25 protein-coding genes and 2 tRNA genes are annotated in these 18,298 nt (G+C 39.1%); 7 read left to right on the top strand and 20 right to left on the bottom strand.

The genetic code is table 11. From position 1 onward, the window contains the following. Positions 1-103 precede the first annotated feature (103 nt). Positions 104-1,507, top strand: coding sequence for a sugar porter family MFS transporter (locus tag ACTS4L_RS08150; protein WP_440616822.1), 1,404 nt, complete (start codon positions 104-106; stop codon positions 1,505-1,507). Positions 1,508-1,514: 7 nt separating this feature from the next. On the opposite strand, the gene crcB is transcribed toward ACTS4L_RS08150, so the two are convergent. Continuing rightward, entirely contained in the window at positions 1,515-1,901 is a 387-nt protein-coding gene (gene crcB / locus ACTS4L_RS08145) for a fluoride efflux transporter CrcB (protein ID WP_440616824.1), read from the bottom strand. A 294-nt stretch (positions 1,902-2,195) separates the two neighbouring features. On the opposite strand from crcB, the gene ACTS4L_RS08140 reads away from it, so the two are divergent. Both ACTS4L_RS08140 and phoR read left to right on the top strand, forming a co-directional pair. Next, positions 2,196-2,894 carry a response regulator gene (locus tag ACTS4L_RS08140; protein ID WP_440616825.1) on the top strand — a complete coding sequence of 233 codons (699 nt, stop codon included), beginning with the start codon at positions 2,196-2,198 and terminating at the stop codon, positions 2,892-2,894. Then, a complete protein-coding gene (gene phoR / locus ACTS4L_RS08135) occupies positions 2,891-3,910 on the top strand; it encodes a phosphate regulon sensor histidine kinase PhoR (protein WP_440616826.1) in 1,020 nt (339 codons plus the stop codon). The genes ACTS4L_RS08140 and phoR overlap by 4 nt, the downstream gene beginning before the upstream one ends. Here the strand turns inward: phoR and panD are convergent. The 9 genes from panD to rplM all read right to left on the bottom strand — a co-directional run bounded on the left by panD (position 3,907) and on the right by rplM (position 9,232). Beyond that, positions 3,907-4,284: an aspartate 1-decarboxylase gene (panD, locus tag ACTS4L_RS08130; protein ID WP_440616827.1), complete on the bottom strand. Its 378-nt coding sequence runs from the start codon at positions 4,282-4,284 to the stop codon at positions 3,907-3,909. The genes phoR and panD overlap by 4 nt on opposite strands. Further along, positions 4,281-5,072 carry a pantoate--beta-alanine ligase gene (panC, locus tag ACTS4L_RS08125; RefSeq protein ID WP_440616829.1) on the bottom strand — a complete coding sequence of 264 codons (792 nt, stop codon included), beginning with the start codon at positions 5,070-5,072 and terminating at the stop codon, positions 4,281-4,283. The genes panD and panC overlap by 4 nt, the downstream gene beginning before the upstream one ends. 14 nt (positions 5,073-5,086) lie before the next feature. Continuing rightward, positions 5,087-5,911 (bottom strand): 3-methyl-2-oxobutanoate hydroxymethyltransferase, encoded by an 825-nt coding sequence (panB, locus tag ACTS4L_RS08120; protein WP_440616830.1) that lies wholly within the window; start codon positions 5,909-5,911, stop codon positions 5,087-5,089. Then, the gene (locus tag ACTS4L_RS08115; RefSeq protein ID WP_440651921.1) at positions 5,898-6,653 is read right to left on the bottom strand and encodes a DUF2520 domain-containing protein; all 756 of its coding nucleotides are present in this window, start codon (positions 6,651-6,653) and stop codon (positions 5,898-5,900) included. Before ACTS4L_RS08115 ends, panB begins: the two co-directional genes overlap by 14 nt. Positions 6,654-6,826: 173 nt before the next feature. Next, positions 6,827-7,210, bottom strand: a complete 384-nt coding sequence (locus tag ACTS4L_RS08110; protein WP_440616832.1) for a hypothetical protein — start codon at positions 7,208-7,210, stop codon at positions 6,827-6,829. A 2-nt stretch (positions 7,211-7,212) separates the two neighbouring features. After that, positions 7,213-7,617 (bottom strand): ClpXP protease specificity-enhancing factor SspB, encoded by a 405-nt coding sequence (locus ACTS4L_RS08105; RefSeq protein ID WP_440616834.1) that lies wholly within the window; start codon positions 7,615-7,617, stop codon positions 7,213-7,215. Positions 7,618-7,628: 11 nt separating this feature from the next. Next, positions 7,629-8,237, bottom strand: coding sequence for a glutathione S-transferase N-terminal domain-containing protein (locus tag ACTS4L_RS08100; protein WP_440616835.1), 609 nt, complete (start codon positions 8,235-8,237; stop codon positions 7,629-7,631). Between the two features lie 158 nt (positions 8,238-8,395). Further along, entirely contained in the window at positions 8,396-8,788 is a 393-nt protein-coding gene (rpsI, locus tag ACTS4L_RS08095) for a 30S ribosomal protein S9 (protein ID WP_440616837.1), read from the bottom strand. A gap of 15 nt (positions 8,789-8,803) precedes the next feature. Next, the gene (rplM, locus tag ACTS4L_RS08090; RefSeq protein WP_117001431.1) at positions 8,804-9,232 is read right to left on the bottom strand and encodes a 50S ribosomal protein L13; all 429 of its coding nucleotides are present in this window, start codon (positions 9,230-9,232) and stop codon (positions 8,804-8,806) included. 259 nt (positions 9,233-9,491) lie between these two features. Here rplM and ACTS4L_RS08085 point away from each other — a divergent pair. Continuing rightward, positions 9,492-9,579, top strand: a tRNA-Ser gene (locus ACTS4L_RS08085). 1 nt (position 9,580) lies between these two features. Here the strand turns inward: ACTS4L_RS08085 and ACTS4L_RS08080 are convergent. The 8 genes from ACTS4L_RS08080 to ACTS4L_RS08045 all read right to left on the bottom strand — a co-directional run bounded on the left by ACTS4L_RS08080 (position 9,581) and on the right by ACTS4L_RS08045 (position 15,544). Then, a complete protein-coding gene (locus ACTS4L_RS08080) occupies positions 9,581-10,231 on the bottom strand; it encodes a YoaK family protein (protein WP_440616838.1) in 651 nt (216 codons plus the stop codon). An 81-nt stretch (positions 10,232-10,312) separates the two neighbouring features. Beyond that, a complete protein-coding gene (gene rpmG, locus ACTS4L_RS08075; protein WP_119328291.1) occupies positions 10,313-10,468 on the bottom strand; it encodes a 50S ribosomal protein L33 in 156 nt (51 codons plus the stop codon). 29 nt (positions 10,469-10,497) lie between these two features. Further along, on the bottom strand, positions 10,498-10,734 hold the full coding sequence (gene rpmB, locus ACTS4L_RS08070) for a 50S ribosomal protein L28 (RefSeq protein WP_117001429.1): 237 nt from the start codon (positions 10,732-10,734) through the stop codon (positions 10,498-10,500). 195 nt (positions 10,735-10,929) lie between these two features. Further along, on the bottom strand, positions 10,930-11,715 hold the full coding sequence (locus tag ACTS4L_RS08065; RefSeq protein ID WP_440616840.1) for an amidohydrolase: 786 nt from the start codon (positions 11,713-11,715) through the stop codon (positions 10,930-10,932). Continuing rightward, positions 11,703-12,836: an aminotransferase class I/II-fold pyridoxal phosphate-dependent enzyme gene (locus tag ACTS4L_RS08060; protein WP_440616842.1), complete on the bottom strand. Its 1,134-nt coding sequence runs from the start codon at positions 12,834-12,836 to the stop codon at positions 11,703-11,705. Before ACTS4L_RS08060 ends, ACTS4L_RS08065 begins: the two co-directional genes overlap by 13 nt. Before the next feature lie 28 nt (positions 12,837-12,864). Next, positions 12,865-13,941, bottom strand: coding sequence for an NAD(P)H-dependent flavin oxidoreductase (locus tag ACTS4L_RS08055; RefSeq protein ID WP_440616843.1), 1,077 nt, complete (start codon positions 13,939-13,941; stop codon positions 12,865-12,867). A 137-nt stretch (positions 13,942-14,078) separates the two neighbouring features. Further along, positions 14,079-14,171 (bottom strand) — tRNA-Ser (locus tag ACTS4L_RS08050). A gap of 194 nt (positions 14,172-14,365) precedes the next feature. Then, positions 14,366-15,544: a mandelate racemase/muconate lactonizing enzyme family protein gene (locus tag ACTS4L_RS08045; RefSeq protein WP_440616845.1), complete on the bottom strand. Its 1,179-nt coding sequence runs from the start codon at positions 15,542-15,544 to the stop codon at positions 14,366-14,368. 158 nt (positions 15,545-15,702) lie between these two features. Here ACTS4L_RS08045 and ACTS4L_RS08040 point away from each other — a divergent pair, with 158 nt between their 5' ends. The 3 genes from ACTS4L_RS08040 to ACTS4L_RS08030 are packed head-to-tail and all read left to right on the top strand — an operon-like array spanning position 15,703 to position 16,711. Further along, entirely contained in the window at positions 15,703-16,020 is a 318-nt protein-coding gene (locus ACTS4L_RS08040; protein WP_440616846.1) for a hypothetical protein, read from the top strand. Further along, entirely contained in the window at positions 16,020-16,226 is a 207-nt protein-coding gene (locus tag ACTS4L_RS08035) for a hypothetical protein (protein ID WP_440616848.1), read from the top strand. The genes ACTS4L_RS08040 and ACTS4L_RS08035 overlap by 1 nt, the downstream gene beginning before the upstream one ends. Continuing rightward, positions 16,220-16,711, top strand: coding sequence for an aspartate/glutamate racemase family protein (locus ACTS4L_RS08030; protein WP_440616850.1), 492 nt, complete (start codon positions 16,220-16,222; stop codon positions 16,709-16,711). The genes ACTS4L_RS08035 and ACTS4L_RS08030 overlap by 7 nt, the downstream gene beginning before the upstream one ends. Here the strand turns inward: ACTS4L_RS08030 and grxB are convergent. Both grxB and ACTS4L_RS08020 read right to left on the bottom strand, forming a co-directional pair. Next, complete coding sequence (grxB, locus tag ACTS4L_RS08025) at positions 16,708-17,364, bottom strand: glutaredoxin 2 (RefSeq protein ID WP_440616851.1); 657 nt, start codon at positions 17,362-17,364, stop codon at positions 16,708-16,710. The genes ACTS4L_RS08030 and grxB overlap by 4 nt on opposite strands. A 15-nt stretch (positions 17,365-17,379) precedes the next feature. Next, the gene (locus ACTS4L_RS08020) at positions 17,380-18,240 is read right to left on the bottom strand and encodes a LysR family transcriptional regulator (RefSeq protein WP_440616853.1); all 861 of its coding nucleotides are present in this window, start codon (positions 18,238-18,240) and stop codon (positions 17,380-17,382) included. Between the last annotated feature and the right edge of the window lie 58 nt (positions 18,241-18,298).

The following is an 18,298-nucleotide window of genomic DNA, read 5'->3' as shown; positions in this document are numbered from 1 at the left end:
CTGCCAATCACAATGCCATAAGTCGATTAAAAATAGCCAGACACAATAAAAAATTAATCTGAAACTCTAAACTTCAGTAAATGTTAAAAACGGGGAGAATTCAATGACTGTCAATGTCAATGCAAAAAAAGAGTATAAAAAACTCGTCTATATGATCTGCTTAATTGGAGCATTAGGTGGTTTATTATTTGGGTTAGACCAAGGGTTTATTGCAAATTCATTATCAACGATTGACCATGTTTATGGTTTAACGACACAACAAGGTGAACATTACTCGGCAGTTTTAGCATGGGGAGGTATTCTGGGCGCTTTGCTCAGTGGATTATTTGCACGTGCCTTAGGACGTAAGAAAGTACTTGTTTTAGCAGGTTTTCTATTTACTGCTTTTTCATTGGTTTCAGCGTTTTTACCGCCATTGGCTGTGCTTACAGCTTGTCGTTTTGGTTTAGGCTTTGCGGTTGGTATTGCTTCATTTACCGTGCCGCTTTATCTATCTGAAACCGCGCCAAAAGCGATTCGTGGCGGTATGGCAACACTTTTCCAGCTAATGATTACTATTGGTATATTCTTAATCGCGGTAACAAATGTCTTTATTGCCAAGGCGTTAGGGCATGTTGAAATTTCATTGACCTTGATGTTTGGTGTGATTGTCATATTTGCATTTGTCATGTTTTTAGGAAGTGTTTTCTTGCCAGAAAGTCCTCGTTGGTTGCTGTTAAAAGGCAAAGAGACTCAAGCTATTTCGGTACTAAAGCGTGTACGTTCATCACAGCAGGAAATTGATGATGAGGTCAATGAAATTAGAGAAAGCATTTCAATTAATAAAGGCGTTGGTTTTAATATGCTTTCTAAAGGCTTTTTCTGGAAAGTGCTTATTGTTGGCGTGATATTGCAAATGTTTCAACAATTAGTTGGTATTAATATGATGATTTACTACGCGCCAACCATCTTTGGTTATGCCGGTATGACGGGAATTATAGCCCTTCTTGCTATTCCAACGGTTAATATGCTTTTTACTTTCCCGGCAATTAAATGGATTGAAAAGTGGGGTCGCAAGAAACTACTTTATGTTGGAGCGGTCGTAATGATGGTGTCAATGTTTGCGGCGGGCTTTGCTTTTTTATCAATGGCAGGTAATGCGTCACCTAGTGGATTATCAAAAACTGTCTTATTATTGTCAGCCGTTGTTTATATTTTTGGTTTTGCCTGCTCTTGGGGGCCCGTTGCTTGGGTAATTTGTGCCGAGATTTTCCCATTAAAGGGACGTGAAATTGGCATGACCGTAACGACAATGGTGAACTGGACATTTGCAGGCGTTGTGATGGCAAACGCATTAAGCTTTATGAAGCTTTATGGTAATGCCTCGATATTCTTTGTGTTTGGAGGGTTTTGTATCTTAGCAATGATCTTCTTGAAGTTCTTTGTGCCTGAAACAAAAGGTGTGAGTCTTGAACATATTGAAAAGAATTTAGAAAATGGGGTTCCGCTTAAAAATCTGGGTGAATAAATAAGTCCTAGTACTTCTCAACTAAATAAAAGCCAACAAAAACGGCAATCATCGAAATAAAAACACTAAGCATGATATAAATAATTGCCTTTGACCATTCACCTTTTTGTAGAAGCGTTAAGGCATCTAGACTAAAACTTGAGAAGGTTGTAAATCCACCTAAGAAGCCGGTGATTAACAGGGCTCTAAAGTGAGGTGTGAGAAAGTGCTCAAGCAAGCGCTCTTTTTGAAAAAAAGCAGCCAATGCACCAATAATAAGGCATCCTAGGATGTTGACAATCAAAATGCCATGCGGAAAGGATTTTCCAAATACTTTGTAAATAAACTCAGATAAACCAAAGCGGCTGATTGAACCTAAACCACCACCTAAACCAACTAATAATAACGTCAACATCGTTGTAATTCTCCTTTAAGTTCTCATTATATAGACGTCATCAATCTTAAAGGATAGTTTAAGTGTTTGCTCGAGATAATCACTTGTACACTTCGGAAGAACGTCATTTCCTTAGCGCCAAACTATAACATAATAAATAATGAAATCAATATGTACTAAAATGCTGAGCTATTAAATACTCTAATATGACTTATGATGGTTGTCTCACTAGAATTTTGACAGAAAGCATTTGTGGGTTAGCTATATATAAGTTAGGATTTGACAGTGAATGTTCAGTAGAGGCTTGATAATCACATGGCAAAAATATTAATTGTGGATGATGAACCGCCAATACGGCAGTTATTGCATTTAACATTAACGCGACAGCAATACGATGTTGTCATGGTTGAGAATGGTGAGCAAGCATTAAAAGCACTAATAAGTGATTCTAGTATTGACTTGATCTTATTAGATTGGATGTTGCCAGATACCAGTGGGATTAAGCTATTAGCGCAAATCAGGCAAACCAAGCAGCTTGAGACTTTACCTGTGATTATGTTAACGGCTAAGGCTGAGGAGGGTGATGTTTTAAGAGGGTTTGGTATGGGCGTTGATGATTATGTCACTAAGCCATTCTCACCTAAAGAACTGATTATGCGTATTCAAGCTTTGTTAAAGCGGACAAAGGGGGTAAGTGATGATAAATCAAAACTCACTTTTCGAGAGCTTAATGCTGATTTACAAAGTCACGTGTTGAGCTGTAAGGGGCAAATAATCAAATGTGGGCGACTTGAATTTAAGTTAATAACGTATTTAATGAAACATGCAGGTAAAACATTATCGCGTGCACGTATTTTGGATCACGTTTGGGATACAGATAAGGAAGTCACTGAACGAACCGTTGATGTACATATTGCGCGAGTTAGAAAACTCTTAGCTTCCTGTCATTATGATATTTATTTGCGTGCGATTCGTGGAGAGGGTTATCAACTCATTGATCAAGAGATTGTATGAAGATGATAGATGAACACAATAAAATTGGCTTGCTTTGGGCAAAGACTTTCGCTCAAGGTATTACTGATGCCGTTGTCATCATTGACCAAGAAGGGGTGATGCAATGGTTTAATCAACCGGCCAAAAATTTCTTTCAATTATCCAGTGCGCAATTGACGCAAAACATTACTGAAGTTTTTGAGTTTCCTGCTTTGTTGACTTATTTGCGACAAAAAAACATGAGCACCTTTGAGTTGCCATTACCCAAAACACCCGATCAGATATTGTCTGTGGTACTTATTCCCTATGACCAGCATTTCTTGCTTATTACTCAAGATGCCGGTTTTCGGCACCATATTGAGCGTATGCGTCAAGACTTTGTCGCCAATGTCTCACATGAAATGCGCACACCATTGACGGTTATTCGCGGTTATTTAGAATTGATGCAGCCAGATGTTGCTGAGCATTTAAGTCAATGGCTACCTTATTTTGAGCAAATGCAGCAACAAATGATGCGTATTGAATGGCTTATTGAAGATTTGTTATTATTATCTAAAGTTCAAAGCCATCAAGTGCAAAAAGGTGAACTAGAGACGTTGAATGTTGCACCAATGCTCATTGAAATTATCGAATCGACAAAAACACTAGGTACAGATAAGCATCAGTTTGTTTTAGATATTGACGAAAAGTTGCCACTTCAGGGCAATGAAAAAGAAATCAATAGCTGTTTTAGTAATTTGATTATCAACGCGGTACGCTACTCCCCAAATGGCGGAAGGATTACGATTGCTTGGTATCAGGATAAACATGGTAAGCACTTTTATGTCAAAGATGAGGGCTTAGGTATTGAGCAAAAGCACATTCCGCGCCTAACTGAGCGCTTTTATCGCGTGGATAAAGGACGCTCCCCAGAAACAGGAGGTGCTGGTCTTGGGTTGGCAATTGTCAAACACGTGCTTATTCGCCATAAAGCATCATTGAGCATTCAAAGCGAGCTTGGTAAGGGCAGTATATTTCGTTGTGATTTCCCTAGCTAATGATTAATGGAAGAATCTAAATAGCGCTTGATTTCAATCACGTCATTTTGCTTATCAACAAAGACAAGATGTGGGTTGTGATCGATTAATTCATGGGTCTCATATTCAGCGTAAGATGCAATAATCACGGTGTCCCCTGTGGCGACATGACGTGCTGCGGCACCATTAAGACAAACTTCACCTTTATCGCCTAAGATGACGTAGGTGGCAAAGCGTGCACCATTGTTACAGTTGTAAATTTCAACGCGCTCAAAAGGGATTAGGTTTGCCTCTTTACAAAGCGCGCGATCAATGCTGATTGAACCGTAATAATTAAGATTTGCTTCTGTGACAGTTGCCATGTGTATTTTAGATTTTAATAGTGTGCGTTTCATACATTTTCCTTGGTAAGCTGAATGATTTTAGCAAGTGGGAGGTTATCAATAAGGCGAATATCATCAATAATCACTGCAGCAAAGCGGCGGTTATCAATATCCTCTAGATAATCAATTTTGATATGGTTGGCTATAAGTTTGTTCTTGACTTGTTCAATATCATGATTCTGACGAATCGTTTGGGCAAAATAGCCTGCCTTGTTGCGAGCGCTTTTATTTAAACGTAAATTTCTTGAGCTAAAAGCAAGTCCATCTTTTTCACGGATAATTGGACAGCTAACGATGTTGGTCTGTATAAAGAATGCTTGTGTCATGCCTTTGATTAGCTGAAATTGTTGATAATCTTTTTCGCCAAAGTAGGCATTGTCTGCTTGAGCAATATTTAACAGCTTCATTACTATGGTGAGCATTCCCTCAAAATGGCCAGGACGTGAAGAGCCACATAATATCCGACTTAAATGGTTTTCAATGATTTGATAATTATAATTATCCGGATAAAGCATCTCTTTATGTGGCGATAGTAGAAAATCAACACCTTCCGTCGTCAGTAGATCAACATCTTGTTGCCATGTATTTGGATAATCGTCAAAATCGCCTTGATTATTGAATTGTGTCGGGTTGACAAAAATGGTTACCAATGTGTAATCATTGTCTTGTTGGCTTTGCTTGATTAAACTCAAGTGCCCTTTATGCAGTGCGCCCATAGTCATTACAACACCTAGAGTCTTGTTAGTTGCAATGTGCTGACGTATTGTTTGCCAAGAGACTATATCATTAAAAATCTTCATTAGAAGTCCTTAGTTTATGCAATTTTAATATCGTAACTTTCTTGCTTATTAGGGTAGTCACAGCTCTGTACTGCATGATGATAAGCGTCAAATGCTGCTTTGATATCACTAAAACCATTGAGAAAGTGGCGCACAAATTTTGGTTGAAGGTTGTTGTTTAAGCCAAGCATATCTTGAAGAACAAGTACTTGACCATCAACATCATTGCCAGCACCAATCCCAATTACTGGAGTGCTAAGCATTTGACTGATTTCCTTGGCAAGCTCACTAGGTACACATTCCATGACTAGACTAAAGCAGCCAATTTCTTGAAGTTGCAGCGCTTGTTCTTTTAAATTCTTGGCAGCTGCTTGATCTTTGCCCTGTACCTTGTAACCCAAGCTATGCACTGATTGCGGTGTCAATCCAATATGCCCCATCACGGGGATGCCGGATTCAACAATATGTGCAATAACCTCTTGATGCCCATTAATGCCCTCGATCTTTATGGCATTGGCGCCACATTTAATTAATCTGTCGGCATAATGTATGGCATGCGCTATACCTTGGCGTTGTGCAAGAAATGGCATATCAGCAATGATAAGTTTATCAGGCGCGCCTTTAACAACAGCTTGTGTCATAAAACACATCATATCAATTGTCGCATGGGTTGTGTCAGGATAGCCAAGTTGCGTCATCACGCCGCTATCACCAACAAGCAGCATGTCAATGGCTGTCTCATTCATGATTTGCGCAAAAGTAAAATCATAACAAGTCAGCATCGATAGCTTTTGTTGCTTGAGCTTTTTGCTTTGAAGGTCGCTAATGCTTTGTTTTTTAATTAAGTTATGCGTGCTCATGTTGCTCTCCCGTTTTATTATCCAAATTTGCCTGATAGACGTCGACAAATGCTTGGTAAATTTTGACAAAACCATCTTCTTCAAGTGCTTCTAAGTTGCGCTTAATCGTCTGCAAATCTTGGCGCTTTAAAGGTCCTGTTAGGGCGTTGTTATAATCGCTGTCAATATTAAGCAGTGTTTGTTTAAGATAGGGTTTAATATCATTTAATGATGCATTAAAGGTTGTTGTCATTTCATTAAAAAACTTTTGCCATAAGAGTGTGGTGAAGTTATTCGCCATTACACAAAGCGCGTGATAATAAGCTTTTTTTGCTTGAGGAATTTGAATAGATGGATTAGTCAATTGTGGAAAAATAGTACTAAAAGCGGGTGCCTTCTCCTCGCCAACAAATAGTATTTTTTGATAAAAATCAAAATCATATGGTTGTGAGGGAAACGTCATTAAAGGGTGATATGATAAGGCATTTTGGCTTACTAATGTGCCTGAAAAGTGCACGCATAGTTTATCATTCAATTGTCGATGATTATCTAAAAATGAGTCTATCGCATCGTCACTAATTGCCAGTAGAATAATGTCGCTTTGATCAAGCGTATTTTCTGGAGGTTCTGCTTGCTGACGGTGCCATAGCGTATGTGGGATATTTTTGAGCTTAAAATAAAATTGTATATGTCGCGCAAGTCGACCATTGCCAATAATGCCATAGCTAGGATTGGCGCCTAATGAATGAGATACCTGTCGCATTGGATCAAGTTCCTTGTTGTCTGTGTTTTTATGTTGTATCAGTTTAAGTTGTTGACGTTTGTATTTTCCCAATAAAGAGTAAAATCGCACGTTTACAACTTGGGTGTTATTCTAGGATAACATTATGCTTGAAGCAATGGAGGGTATTGGTTTATTGACTTTATGTTAAGAGGTCAGTGTGTCTTTTTCCAGCGATAAGGGTCGTTATAATCTTTTTCCAGTTGATCGATATTTTTTTGCAAACGATCAAGGCAAAATTGCATGCTTTCTGGGCGTGATAAGTTACGATTTGCGAGTCCACGAATCGTAATGCCAGCTTTTTCAATTGCCGGCATATTAAGTCCTTCAAGCAAAGTGTCTTCGATTTCTTTGTTTAATAAGCCACTGCGTTGTAGGTTGGCGCTGGCAACGAGCTTTTCAGTGACTGAGGTTAAAGCAAATAAACGTTGTTCACGTTGCATTAGGATGATTTTAAACTGTTTACGTAAGCGGAATATGGTGTAAAAGCATATAATGCTGCCAATGCCAAGTCCGATAAGAAAGCTATAATCTAACATGGTTAAACCAGATGTAACCCGCCACTGCCTTTTTGTGCGCTATTCTTTGAAGGGTTAACATCATTATCATCACCCTCATTAACATCAATGCCATAACCAAATTCGCGAGCATAAAGACCTTGCGCTGTCTCACCTGCGTAAAGCTCAAGCACTGCTTCAACAGGGATTTGCAATGACATCGCCTCGCCATCAAATGTAGCATCAAAGCGAATAAATTGATCATCACAGTCAAAACGCTCAATTGCTTCAGGGGCAATATTAAGTAGCATTTTACCGTCTTCATCGATATGACTTTCGGGTAAGATCACCCCTTCATATTCGGTATCAACAAGCAAATAAGGTGTTAAATCATGATCGATCATCCAGTCATAGGTTGCTTCAACTAAGTAAGCGCGTAACATTGCCATGGTGGTATTCCTTATTGAGTTCTAATACTTTTTCTAAATGAATTACGTGCAAATAAACGTTTTGCATATTTGATGAGCGGCATTGCTTTTTCAGGTAAGCGGATATCTAACTTGGGTAAATTATATAGGATCACGGCCAGAGAGCAATCCGCAATGGTGAAGTCATCACCAAGCAAATAAGATTGTCGACTGAGGGTCGGAATCAATGAAAAAAGTGCCTTAAGTAGCGCAATCTTGTTGGCTTGTCGAATGTCTTCATTATCAGCGTTTAATGCGTTGATGAGATAAGGCATCCATTCGTTGTCAATTTTTTTGCATAACATACGCGCTTGAGCACGCTCAAGTGGAAAAACAGACAACAAAGGTGGGTAGGGGAATCTCTCTTCAAGATACTCAAATATGATATTTGGCTCATATACAATTAGATCTTTTGTCATTAATGTTGGCACGCCGCCATAAGGGTTAAGCTCATAAAGCTCTTCTAATTTATCTTCAGCAACAACATCAATAATATCTGCACTAATGTCTTTTTCCGCAAGAATCATTTTAATGCGATGACAAAAAGGGTCATTACCGTTGGTGTATAAAGTCATTGATGATCGTTTGTTTTGAGCAGACATTTATCCCAATTTTCCTTATTCAATATTAGCTTCAACATTATATACTACTGATTAGCCATTTTGCATCATAGAAGTCGTAGTAATAACAAAAAAGCCCCACTGAGACTTCAGTTGGGCTTTTATTAAAATGTATAAAAAATAGAAAGTAGGTGTATTGATTAACGCTTAGAGAATTGACGTTTTCTACGTGCTTTTCTAAAGCCAACTTTCTTACGTTCAACTTTACGTGGGTCACGCGTGATAAAGCCTGCTTGACGTAACTCAGGTTTTAAGTTCTCATCAAAGTCAACTAAAGCGCGTGCGATACCTAAACGGATTGCGCCAGATTGACCAGTTTCACCACCGCCATGAACGTTGATTTTGAAATCAAAGCTTTCTAAGTTGTTAGTTAAATCAAGTGGCTGACGTACAACCATGCTTGCAGTCTTGCGACCAAAATAATCATCTAGTGGCAAACCATTAACAATAATGCTGCCAGCGCCTTTTTTCATAAATACACGAGCAACTGAGCTCTTGCGACGACCAGTACCGTAATTGTATGCTTGAGTCATTTTCCTATCCTATTCTTATATTTCTAAAACAAGTGGTTGTTGCGCTGTATGCGGATGAGATTCACCTGCATAAACTTTTAACTTTTTGTACATCGCACGACCTAAAGGATTTTTAGGAAGCATGCCTTTAACAGCAGATTCGATCGCACGCTCTGGGTGTTGTGCAATTAATTTCTCAAAAGAAACAGACTTAAGACCACCAATATAACCTGTGTGGTGATAGTAAATTTTATCTTTTTGTTTGTTGCCAGTTACAGCAACTTTCTCAGCGTTGATCACAACAATGTAATCGCCTGTGTCAACGTGAGGTGTATATTCAGCTTTATGCTTACCACGAAGACGTCTTGCAATTTCGGTTGCAAGGCGACCTAAAGTTTTACCATTTGCATCGATCAAAAGCCATTCTCTTTTGACTTCATCACTCTTAGCGCTAAACGTTTTCATCTTTGTTACCTTAATATTTATTATTAACTACTCAGTTTTGCTAATTTCTGTGTGGGTTGTTCCCAATCCATAAAAATTTAAGCGTGGCGATTCTATCATAGTGACTGATTAAAAAGAAGTACTAAGTTTATGTTTTGCATGTTTTGGCGACTGATTGAGTAAAAAATATACGTTCAAATATTTTTGATTAATTTTTTTCTAAAAAAACAAAAACACCTCTTTCTATTTGCGAAAATGCCGTTATAATTAGCCCTCGTTCGGAGAGATGGCTGAGCGGTCGAAAGCGGCGGTCTTGAAAACCGTTGACTGTAACAGGTCCGGGGGTTCGAATCCCTCTCTCTCCGCCACTTATTTTTTGCTTACAAATATCATTACCAAATAAATCGCTATCGAAGCAAATAACGCTGCTTCATGAAGATGCGTAAAAGCAATTGCGCCAATGATTGATCCTCCCAAAAAAGATAGAATCAAGATCGAGTATAATTTTAACTTCCAGATAGCAATGTTTTTCCTTTTTATCCAATGCGCAAGCAAAACACCAAGGTCGGTTGTGGTTCCAGTCATGTGTGTGGTGCGAATAAGCGCTGAGCCATAATGTGTGGTCATTGCGTTTTGTAATCCCATGGTTGCAGCCAATAAGTATTCACAGTAGAGAATATCAAGATGCATGAGTCCTATGGAAGTTAAGATGAGTGCTAGTTGTAATATTAGAATGACACGATAGCGTTGATCTTTATGGTAATGCTCATTTTTGATTAACAACCCACTGATGATTGCACCCGTTAAGAAAGCAAGCACTAATGCGATCATGCGTAAAAATGCGGTATAGTCACCCTCAGCAAAATGAGTGCCTGCAAAGGTTAAATTTCCTGTTACATAGCCAACGGGGTTGTGTAAGAAGCTAATGAGCGTTGCAGCGTTAATAAAGCCACCATTGAATGGTAAGAGGATTGCTGAAATATAAATCCAAGCGGATGATTGAGGAATGCTATTTTTCATGTTTGATTCAAAATACCTCAGCTTTAGATGTTTGTGTTTCGTTTAAGCTGCTAAGGGCGAAAAGAGTTTTAGAGTATAAGCTTATTTGATTTTAGCTTCTTTATAAAGAACGTGTTGACGAACAACTGGATCAAATTTTTTGATTTCCATCTTGTTTGGCATAGTGCGCTTGTTTTTAGTTGTTGTATAATAATGACCTGTGCCAGCGCTTGAAACTAATTTGATTTTATCACGCATATTAAATTACTCCTGAAGTATCTAGTGAATTAGAATTTTACGTTACGTGCACGTAAATCAGCTAACACAGAATCGATGCCTTTTTTATCGATAATGCGCATACCTTTTGAGCTGACGCGTAGACGAACATAACGATTTTCGCTCTCAACCCAAAAACGGTGTGAGTGCAAGTTAGGTAAAAAACGACGCTTAGTTTTGTTTTGTGCGTGCGATACGTTGTTGCCAGTCATCGGGCGCTTGCCTGTAACCATACAAACTCTAGACATGTTATCCTCCAGTCAATTGCTGTAAATTAAATAGTTATAATTATTAAATTCTCAAGGGGCAACTTTATAGCAAAAAAATGACGCAAAGGCAATCAGAATTTATAACATACTTTCAATAAGCTGCCAGATCATGACAATTCGCTGCGCATTCTATCATTGTCATTAGCGCCTTACAATTGCCAAGTGGTCGATATTTTAATTTGTGGTCAAATTTAAATTAAATTTATCTTGTGATGCCAGAACTTTGAAGTTGTTTCGATAGTTGCCTAAAGTACCTTTGTCAAATGTATGATATAAAACGCCTGATGTGTACGCTGCAATATCTTGTTTAATTTCGCCATCAAAGTGAATACACAGACTATCGCCACTGTAATCGAATCCTAGCCCGTCATGACCAATGCGATTGCAGCCGATAACATAAGCTTGATTTTCAATCGCGCGAGCTTGCAATAATGTGCGCCAATGTGCGCGACGCTTAGCAGGCCAGCTCGCGATATTTATCAATAGGTCATAGTCATTGTTATTGCAGTTAAAAACAGGGAATCTTAGATCAAAACAAATGCTTAAGAGAATGTTAAAACCTTTGTAGTGCAAAATCTTACGCGTTTTGCCTTCAGTAAGTAGTTTATACTCATCAGATAGTACAAACAGATGGCATTTATCATAATGAGAAACTAAACCTTCGGGCGTGACAAAAAACAAACGATTCACTGGTTTTTGCATATCATTCAATACAACAACGCTACCGATAATCGCTGCGTTTTTGTACTGTGCTTGGCGCTTTAGCCAGTTAATGATTTCATCCTCTGGAGTAATAGCTTTATCCATGTTCGGTGTGAAGCCCACGTTAAACATCTCTGGTAGCACGATCAGGTCGCAAGGCTCAAGATCGGCAATAATTTTTTCAAAGTGAGTATAGTTTTGATGCTTGTCTTCCCATGCGATATCAGACTGAATGACGGCGACCTTTAAACTTGACATAGTCGTTTGGCTCCTTGTAATAAGACATCATCATATTTGGCAAAGCACAAACGCACCAATCCCTGCTTAGGTGTTTCATATAATGATGAAATCGGCACCAGTCCAACACCGTGCTCATGAATCAAACGTTGGCAAAAACTAAAGTCATCCTCATCAGAAATCGCGGTATAGTCAAGTATCTGAAAAGGTGAACCTGACCATGGCAGTATCTTAAAGCGGCTACTGGTAAGACCGTTGATTAGCTTTTTGTGCTGGGTTTGATAAAGTTTGGGTAAGTCCTGCCAATACTCAGGATGTGCATTAATGCCATCAGCTAGTGCTAATTGCATCGGATGTGGTGCGCTGAAGCTTGTGAATTGTTTCATAGCATTTATCATTTGGATAATTGCTGGTGGCGCAATACAAACACCTAGGCGCCAACCGGTAAGGTTATAAGTTTTGCCAAGAGATTGAACAACGATAAGTTGATCTTTTAGCTCAGGAATTTGTAAGGCGCTGGTATAAGAATCTCCTGCGTAAATATGCTCATATACCTCGTCACTAAGCAATAGAATATCCCGACCTTTGATCAGTTTTGCGATTTCTTGATATTGCGCTTTTGTGATCACACTACCCATAGGGTTGTGAGGCGAATTAAGAATGATGAGCTTGGTTCTAGCATTAACCGTTTGTGCTAGTCGCTCAAGGTTGATATCTCCGTTTGGCAATAAGGGAATACGTCGACTAATGCCTTGATTGAAGTTAACAATCGAAGGGTAGGCATCAAAAGCAGGATCAAAGTAGATCACTTCATCACCCTTACTAATGCACGCGCTAATTAGCGCAAAAATTGCCTCAACGGCACCTGAGCTAATAGATACACTATCCTCGGGATTAATATCTACGTCGTAACTCATCTTTACTTTATGTGCGATCGCTTGTTTTAAGCTAGGCGCCCCAGGAATCGGTGCATATTGATTAAAGCCATTTTGCACATAATAATTCAAACGATCGACTAACCAATCAGGCGTTTTAAAATCAGGCGCACCTTGCGTGAGGTTAATGGCATTATGGGCTTTTGCCATTACCGACATTTTACCAAAAATGGATGGCTCGGTGTTGATGTAGGGTTTAAATGGCATAGATATAACTTCCTTTGAGGTTTCCAGATTAGGATTCGGCATGTAAACATTCTTTAATGTCATTAATAATCGTGGTTGCCGAAATGTCACGACAATGCGCTACGCCACGCCCTGCCCATAGCGACATATACTCTTTATCAGCAGTTTCTTTTGCTTTAGCTCTGATGCTTTGAGTTAAAGCGTGTTGTTCAGGGTATGGCAATATATATTGTGAGCGTAGAGTGTGGTTATCAACACTTGCCATTTTTTCTATGAAGCGATTAGGAATAGCTCGTGCAATTCGTCCTGAAAATGCTTGAGTCAAGGTGGTGGTATCACTCGTTTGACAGAGAAGTTCCTTTTTATATGTGGGGTGAGTCCCTGCTTCTTTGGTGGTTAAAAAAGCGGTGCCCATTTGCACAGCTATAATGCCTGGCTGTGAGAGCATGTGTGCTACATCTTGAGGTGTCATAATGGCACCTGCGGCAATAATCAAATCATCCTCTCTAAGGCGGCGTATATTTTGAATAATGTGGAGTTTGTTGCAATTGTTAACGATGTGGTTTGAAAAACTGCCGCGATGTCCTCCTGCTTCTTCACCTTGAACAGTGAATGCATCTACCTGAGATAGTCTTAATATGTTTGCTTGTTCAGTAGAGGTGCTTGTGCCAATAATAAATGTGTTATTGCTCTTGAGTTTTGCTGTTAGGGTGGCATTAAGTGACCCGAATGTATAACTAAATACTGGTATCTTATAGTCTAAAATGACTTGTATCTGCTCATTAAAATCAGGTAGCCATGGTGTCTGAGCTTCTGGTATAAATGTGGTAAAACCATTGCACGCCTTGCTAAGTGCTGTAATTGCATGGCTTTGATCACTTGCTTTTTGGTGGGGTTCTGGGATGAAAAGATTAACTGCAAATGGCTTTGCAGTAAGTGATTTAATTTTTCTAATGGCTTTTTCAATGTCGCTAGGTTGCATGTAGCCTGCACCTAAGGAACCAAGTGCTCCAGCATTTGATACAGCAGCAATCAGTTCAGGTGTGGTGATCCCGCCTGCCATCGGTGCTTGGATAACAGGGATGCTTATGCCAAGGCGCTGCGTTAATAAGTTTCCTTTAAACATGTTGAATCCTCACAGTGTGGTGTGGATGAAGGTATTAAACAGTATATACCCATCGCAAAGCATTTTGCAGAATTTCTTCCTTAGCAATTAAGTGTTTTGAATATTTTGGATACGGAAAAAGTTGAATTGTTTGAGTGTGGCGGAGAGAGGGGGATTCGAACCCCCGATGGAGTTATTAGCCCCATACTCCCTTAGCAGGGGAGCGCCTTCAGCCTCTCGGCCATCTCTCCGCGGTACTGCGACAATTTATCGACTTGACCTTTCTATGTCAAGTGGTTAATGCCGATATTTTGAAATCGAATTAAATCAGATTAAAAAACAGCAAAATAAACTGAAATTATACCCATCGTAAATCATTTTGCGGTGGGTATGAAATCAGAAAAAATCAAAATGAGTTATGAAATTATGCAGTAAAAAGTGGGTTTTATTTAATAATCATCCTAGGGGATTTCATTACTACTTCATCGTTTAACTCAATCCCAAGTCCTGGCGTTTCTGGAGCTTCAAAGAAACCATTAACAGGTTGTGGGTCTTGTATACAAAGCTCGCGATTAAAATCTTTTAAGGCGTAGGTGTGATGTTCATGGATAATGAAGTTGGGGATTGCGGTTTCCAAGTGCAAACTAGCAGCGGTTGCTACGGGACCACCGCAGACGTGGGCTTGGATTTTGACATCATACATATCGGCATAATCACAAATTTTCTTTGCTTCAGTTAAACCACCGCAAAGCCCAATATCAGGTTGTAAGACATCAACGGTTTGTTTCTCAAGATATTCACGTACGCCATGGCGTAGATACAAACGCTCACCGGCAGCAATAGGCACGTTTAATTTTTGCTTAAGTGGTTCGTGTAACTTGCTATTTAAATAATTAACGGGTTCTTCAAAATATAAGCAGTTAAACGCCTCTGCGATTTCACCAAGTTGCAACGCGGAGGTGAGCCCAGGCAAACTATGACACTCAAAAATAATATCACCATTTTCACCCAATACATCGCGAATTGCTTGCATGCGGGCTCGAATGAGATTCAAATGATCGCGGCGAAACGGCAAGGTGCAGTCATAAATTGTATCCCCCTTGTGATCAAACATCATTGGGTCAACTTTAACTGCATCATAGCCTTCAGCCACTGCTTTTTCAGTCGCTTTGGCATAGTCCTCGGGTTTAAATAGTGTCTTACGTTCATAACAGTCCCAGTCAAATTGCAGCTGGCTGGCATAGGTACGCAGTTTTTTATTGGTTTTGCCGCCTAATAATTGATAGACGGGAACACCAAGTGCTTTGCCTTTAATATCCCAAAGAGCGGTGTCAATCGCACTCATCGCAGCGTAAACGACAGGTCCTCCTCCTAAACCCCAGAAGCTTTCTCTGAGCATACGATTCCATAGATTTTCAGTATCAAATGGGTCAATGCCAATCAGCATTTCCTCACTAAATTCTTTGATCATATGTGCCGCAGCGGAATGTCCTAAATCATAGGCAAGACCCGCTTCACCGACGCCAGTTAACCCCTCATCAGTATGAATGCGCACAAATACGGGTGACCATGCTGGACGCTTGGGGCAGTGAATATCAAAAATTTCAATATGGGTGATTTTCATCAATTACTATCCTTAATCTTATTGTTTCGTAGACGAGAGTAATCCTCTTATCTGTATGCAATATGTTATCGGCAAAGTTTTAAGGTGTCATGTTCTTTTACAATGAATGCGGCATGTTATAATCTCGCCAATTAAATTAACTTCGGAAGAAAGAATAAATGCCACATATTGAAATAAAATGCTCAAGTGATATTGAACTAGATTGTGATGTAATATTTAAAGACATTGAAACACAGATCAATCAGTTTGACCTAAGTTGCGGTGATTGCAAGTCACGACTTTACCGTACAGAAGAGTATAGACATTCACATATTAAGGTTGATGCACATTTTTTGGAGAAACCTAATCGTGATCAGCATTATATTGAAACCATGCTTAAAATCATTGATGGTGTTATAAGACCGCAAACTCCCACAGGCACGTGGCTATCGATTGAATTTCATTTTTCTAAGTACTACATTACCGAGAAATTGTAATGATAGGTGTTTTGGCGGGTATGGGACCCATGTCAACGGCACCATTTATCGACTTGTTAATGAAAAGTTGGCAGAAAAAGTTTAGTGCGTTTAACGATATTGAGTTTCCACATGTTGTAATTTATTCATTGCCAACGCCTTTCTACATCGATAAGGCACTTAATCATGTTGAAATGGAGCGCGTGTTATTAGTGAAGGCTTGTTAAAGTTACAGGGTTGGGGTGCTAAGTTGATTGCAATTTCTTGTAATACGGCGCATTTATATTTTGAGCAGTTACAACAGCACTTGGATGTGAAATTACTAAACATTATTCATGAGACAGTTAAGCTGGTTCCAAAAAATGCAAACAGAGTAAGTTTGCTTTCAACACAGTCAACATTCGATAGTAATTTATATCAACTGGCAATTGAAAAAGTAGCAAAAGGATTTATTTTTGAGCCTCATTGGCAGCAAGAAATCAATGCTTTAATTCGGGCAGTTAAAACAAGTGCAGATAGTGTTTATGAGGAAGCCTATGTGTTATTGTTGACACTAACCAAATTAAAAGTCGATATGGTAATAATTGGTTGTACTGAGTTAAGTGAGATTATCTTACGTGTTAGAGATGATCAGAAGCTACCTATGAGGATAGTTGACTCATCAAAAGCATTGGTAGATGCAGTTCTTCGTGATAGTAAAGAAGGTGATTAAAGCGTGTTGTAAAGCTCAATATCTGTTTCATGTGCTAAGTGTTTGACATAGCGTTTAATATTCTCAGGAATATTGATGAGATGGCTGATAATACCTAGATTACGTAATATCGGGAAAACCATAATATCATCCCAAGACAACTGGTTACTGCTAGCATATGTAAATGTCATAAGCGGATCAAGCTCATTTAAAATCGCTTGCGTGCTTTCAATGGCAGCATCTGGGAAGCGTAGATTTGCCTTAAAGCAACCAATGTATTTTTCTTTCTTACGCTCAAAATAGTCTTTAGCGCCTTGGGTTGGGAAGTCGCGTTGATTCAGTGGGTGATCCAAAAAACTTGGGTAGACCAGTGATTTACTGGCATTACTCAGCAGTGTCGTTAATTCAATGAGTTTGGAGTTTGTCGTGATTTCGTCACTTAATATTGGCTCGTCGTCAAAATTGTTGAGATGTTGACAGATATCCAAACTTTCAACCAAAAAGCTACCGTCATCTTTTTGTAAAAAAGGTACTTGTTTTTTGCCGATCAGATCAATATGAGATTTTTCATCATCATTGGCAAGGTAAACCAGCTCAAGTGGGATTTGTTTTAGTCCTGAGATAATGCATGGACGGATACAAAAAGGGCAGTGTTCATAAATATAAAGTTTCATCAAATTTCCTTGTTATTATTTTAGATAGGTTTGTGCTTGTGCCACTAGCCAATCATGTACAATTTTTTTATTGGTAGAATGTCGATGCGGTTGGTTGTCTACTAGGTAATAATATTGTTGTAGTGGCAAATGGTCTTGCCAAATACTAAGACGTTTGTTTTGAATTAATGCATAAACAAGCGGCAAGTGTGTAACAAAGCTACCCAGTCCATTTTCAACGGCTTGAAGCGCATGAATAGTTGTGGCAACGGAGATCTTTTTGCTAGGCATTTGCAAATGAGTAGACTGACAAAAAATCTGCCAGTCTTGTTCACGCAAGGGATGATTTACGATAATCGCAGGACTGCTTTGTATCTCGTTGGCTTTAATGATCTGTGGGTTGTAGACAAGCACCAGTTGATTTTGCCATAACTTAACTGCTTTACTGCTTATATCTTCTAATCCCAATTGAATGTTCAGATCAGCATTTTCAACATCGTGTGTTTTTAACTCAGTCGATGTCATCATATTGAGATTGATATCTGGATGTTTTAGATAAAGGTCACTTAATCGTGGGATTAGCCACTGCACGGCAAGTGTTGAAAAAATACGTAGTTGTACAGTGTCTTGACTAATTGGTTTAATCTGACTTGTTGCTTGTTCAATATGGTTTAGTGCAGCTTCAATTTCTTTGTAATAACGCATGCCGTCATGTGTTAATTCAACGTGTTTTGTGTCACGGTTAAAAAGCGTTGTCCCAAGATATTGCTCTAATTGTTTAATTTGTTGACTAATCGCGCCGGCAGTAAGATTAAGCTCGGCAGCAGCCTGAGCAAAGTGCTTGTGCTTGGCAACAGCAATAAAATAGGGCAAAGATTTTAATGGTGGCAATTGCATAAGAAGTTATGACTCTCATTGATTTGTGCTTATGGTACGTCGAACGCCTGTGGCTGTA

The sequence above is a fragment of the Cysteiniphilum sp. 19S12-1 genome, from assembly GCF_052030685.1.
Taxonomy (GTDB): Bacteria; Pseudomonadota; Gammaproteobacteria; order Francisellales; family Francisellaceae; genus Caedibacter.
The sequence above is the reverse complement of the archived record's forward strand: the minus strand, read 5'-3'. Positions and strand labels throughout refer to the sequence as shown.

What these genes read in the sequence shown, in the direction of transcription:
- ACTS4L_RS08150 (WP_440616822.1), top strand. Translation starts at nt 104, where the DNA reads ATGACTGTCAATGTCAATGCAAAAAAAGAGTATAAAAAACTCGTCTAT.
- crcB (WP_440616824.1), bottom strand. Translation starts at nt 1,901, where the DNA reads ATGTTGACGTTATTATTAGTTGGTTTAGGTGGTGGTTTAGGTTCAATC.
- ACTS4L_RS08140 (WP_440616825.1), top strand. Translation starts at nt 2,196, where the DNA reads ATGGCAAAAATATTAATTGTGGATGATGAACCGCCAATACGGCAGTTA.
- phoR (WP_440616826.1), top strand. Translation starts at nt 2,891, where the DNA reads ATGAAGATGATAGATGAACACAATAAAATTGGCTTGCTTTGGGCAAAG.
- panD (WP_440616827.1), bottom strand. Translation starts at nt 4,284, where the DNA reads ATGAAACGCACACTATTAAAATCTAAAATACACATGGCAACTGTCACA.
- panC (WP_440616829.1), bottom strand. Translation starts at nt 5,072, where the DNA reads ATGAAGATTTTTAATGATATAGTCTCTTGGCAAACAATACGTCAGCAC.
- panB (WP_440616830.1), bottom strand. Translation starts at nt 5,911, where the DNA reads ATGAGCACGCATAACTTAATTAAAAAACAAAGCATTAGCGACCTTCAA.
- ACTS4L_RS08115 (WP_440651921.1), bottom strand. Translation starts at nt 6,653, where the DNA reads ATGCGACAGGTATCTCATTCATTAGGCGCCAATCCTAGCTATGGCATT.
- ACTS4L_RS08110 (WP_440616832.1), bottom strand. Translation starts at nt 7,210, where the DNA reads ATGTTAGATTATAGCTTTCTTATCGGACTTGGCATTGGCAGCATTATA.
- ACTS4L_RS08105 (WP_440616834.1), bottom strand. Translation starts at nt 7,617, where the DNA reads ATGGCAATGTTACGCGCTTACTTAGTTGAAGCAACCTATGACTGGATG.
- ACTS4L_RS08100 (WP_440616835.1), bottom strand. Translation starts at nt 8,237, where the DNA reads ATGTCTGCTCAAAACAAACGATCATCAATGACTTTATACACCAACGGT.
- rpsI (WP_440616837.1), bottom strand. Translation starts at nt 8,788, where the DNA reads ATGACTCAAGCATACAATTACGGTACTGGTCGTCGCAAGAGCTCAGTT.
- rplM (WP_117001431.1), bottom strand. Translation starts at nt 9,232, where the DNA reads ATGAAAACGTTTAGCGCTAAGAGTGATGAAGTCAAAAGAGAATGGCTT.
- ACTS4L_RS08080 (WP_440616838.1), bottom strand. Translation starts at nt 10,231, where the DNA reads ATGAAAAATAGCATTCCTCAATCATCCGCTTGGATTTATATTTCAGCA.
- rpmG (WP_119328291.1), bottom strand. Translation starts at nt 10,468, where the DNA reads ATGCGTGATAAAATCAAATTAGTTTCAAGCGCTGGCACAGGTCATTAT.
- rpmB (WP_117001429.1), bottom strand. Translation starts at nt 10,734, where the DNA reads ATGTCTAGAGTTTGTATGGTTACAGGCAAGCGCCCGATGACTGGCAAC.
- ACTS4L_RS08065 (WP_440616840.1), bottom strand. Translation starts at nt 11,715, where the DNA reads ATGTCAAGTTTAAAGGTCGCCGTCATTCAGTCTGATATCGCATGGGAA.
- ACTS4L_RS08060 (WP_440616842.1), bottom strand. Translation starts at nt 12,836, where the DNA reads ATGCCATTTAAACCCTACATCAACACCGAGCCATCCATTTTTGGTAAA.
- ACTS4L_RS08055 (WP_440616843.1), bottom strand. Translation starts at nt 13,941, where the DNA reads ATGTTTAAAGGAAACTTATTAACGCAGCGCCTTGGCATAAGCATCCCT.
- ACTS4L_RS08045 (WP_440616845.1), bottom strand. Translation starts at nt 15,544, where the DNA reads ATGAAAATCACCCATATTGAAATTTTTGATATTCACTGCCCCAAGCGT.
- ACTS4L_RS08040 (WP_440616846.1), top strand. Translation starts at nt 15,703, where the DNA reads ATGCCACATATTGAAATAAAATGCTCAAGTGATATTGAACTAGATTGT.
- ACTS4L_RS08035 (WP_440616848.1), top strand. Translation starts at nt 16,020, where the DNA reads ATGATAGGTGTTTTGGCGGGTATGGGACCCATGTCAACGGCACCATTT.
- grxB (WP_440616851.1), bottom strand. Translation starts at nt 17,364, where the DNA reads ATGAAACTTTATATTTATGAACACTGCCCTTTTTGTATCCGTCCATGC.
- ACTS4L_RS08020 (WP_440616853.1), bottom strand. Translation starts at nt 18,240, where the DNA reads ATGCAATTGCCACCATTAAAATCTTTGCCCTATTTTATTGCTGTTGCC.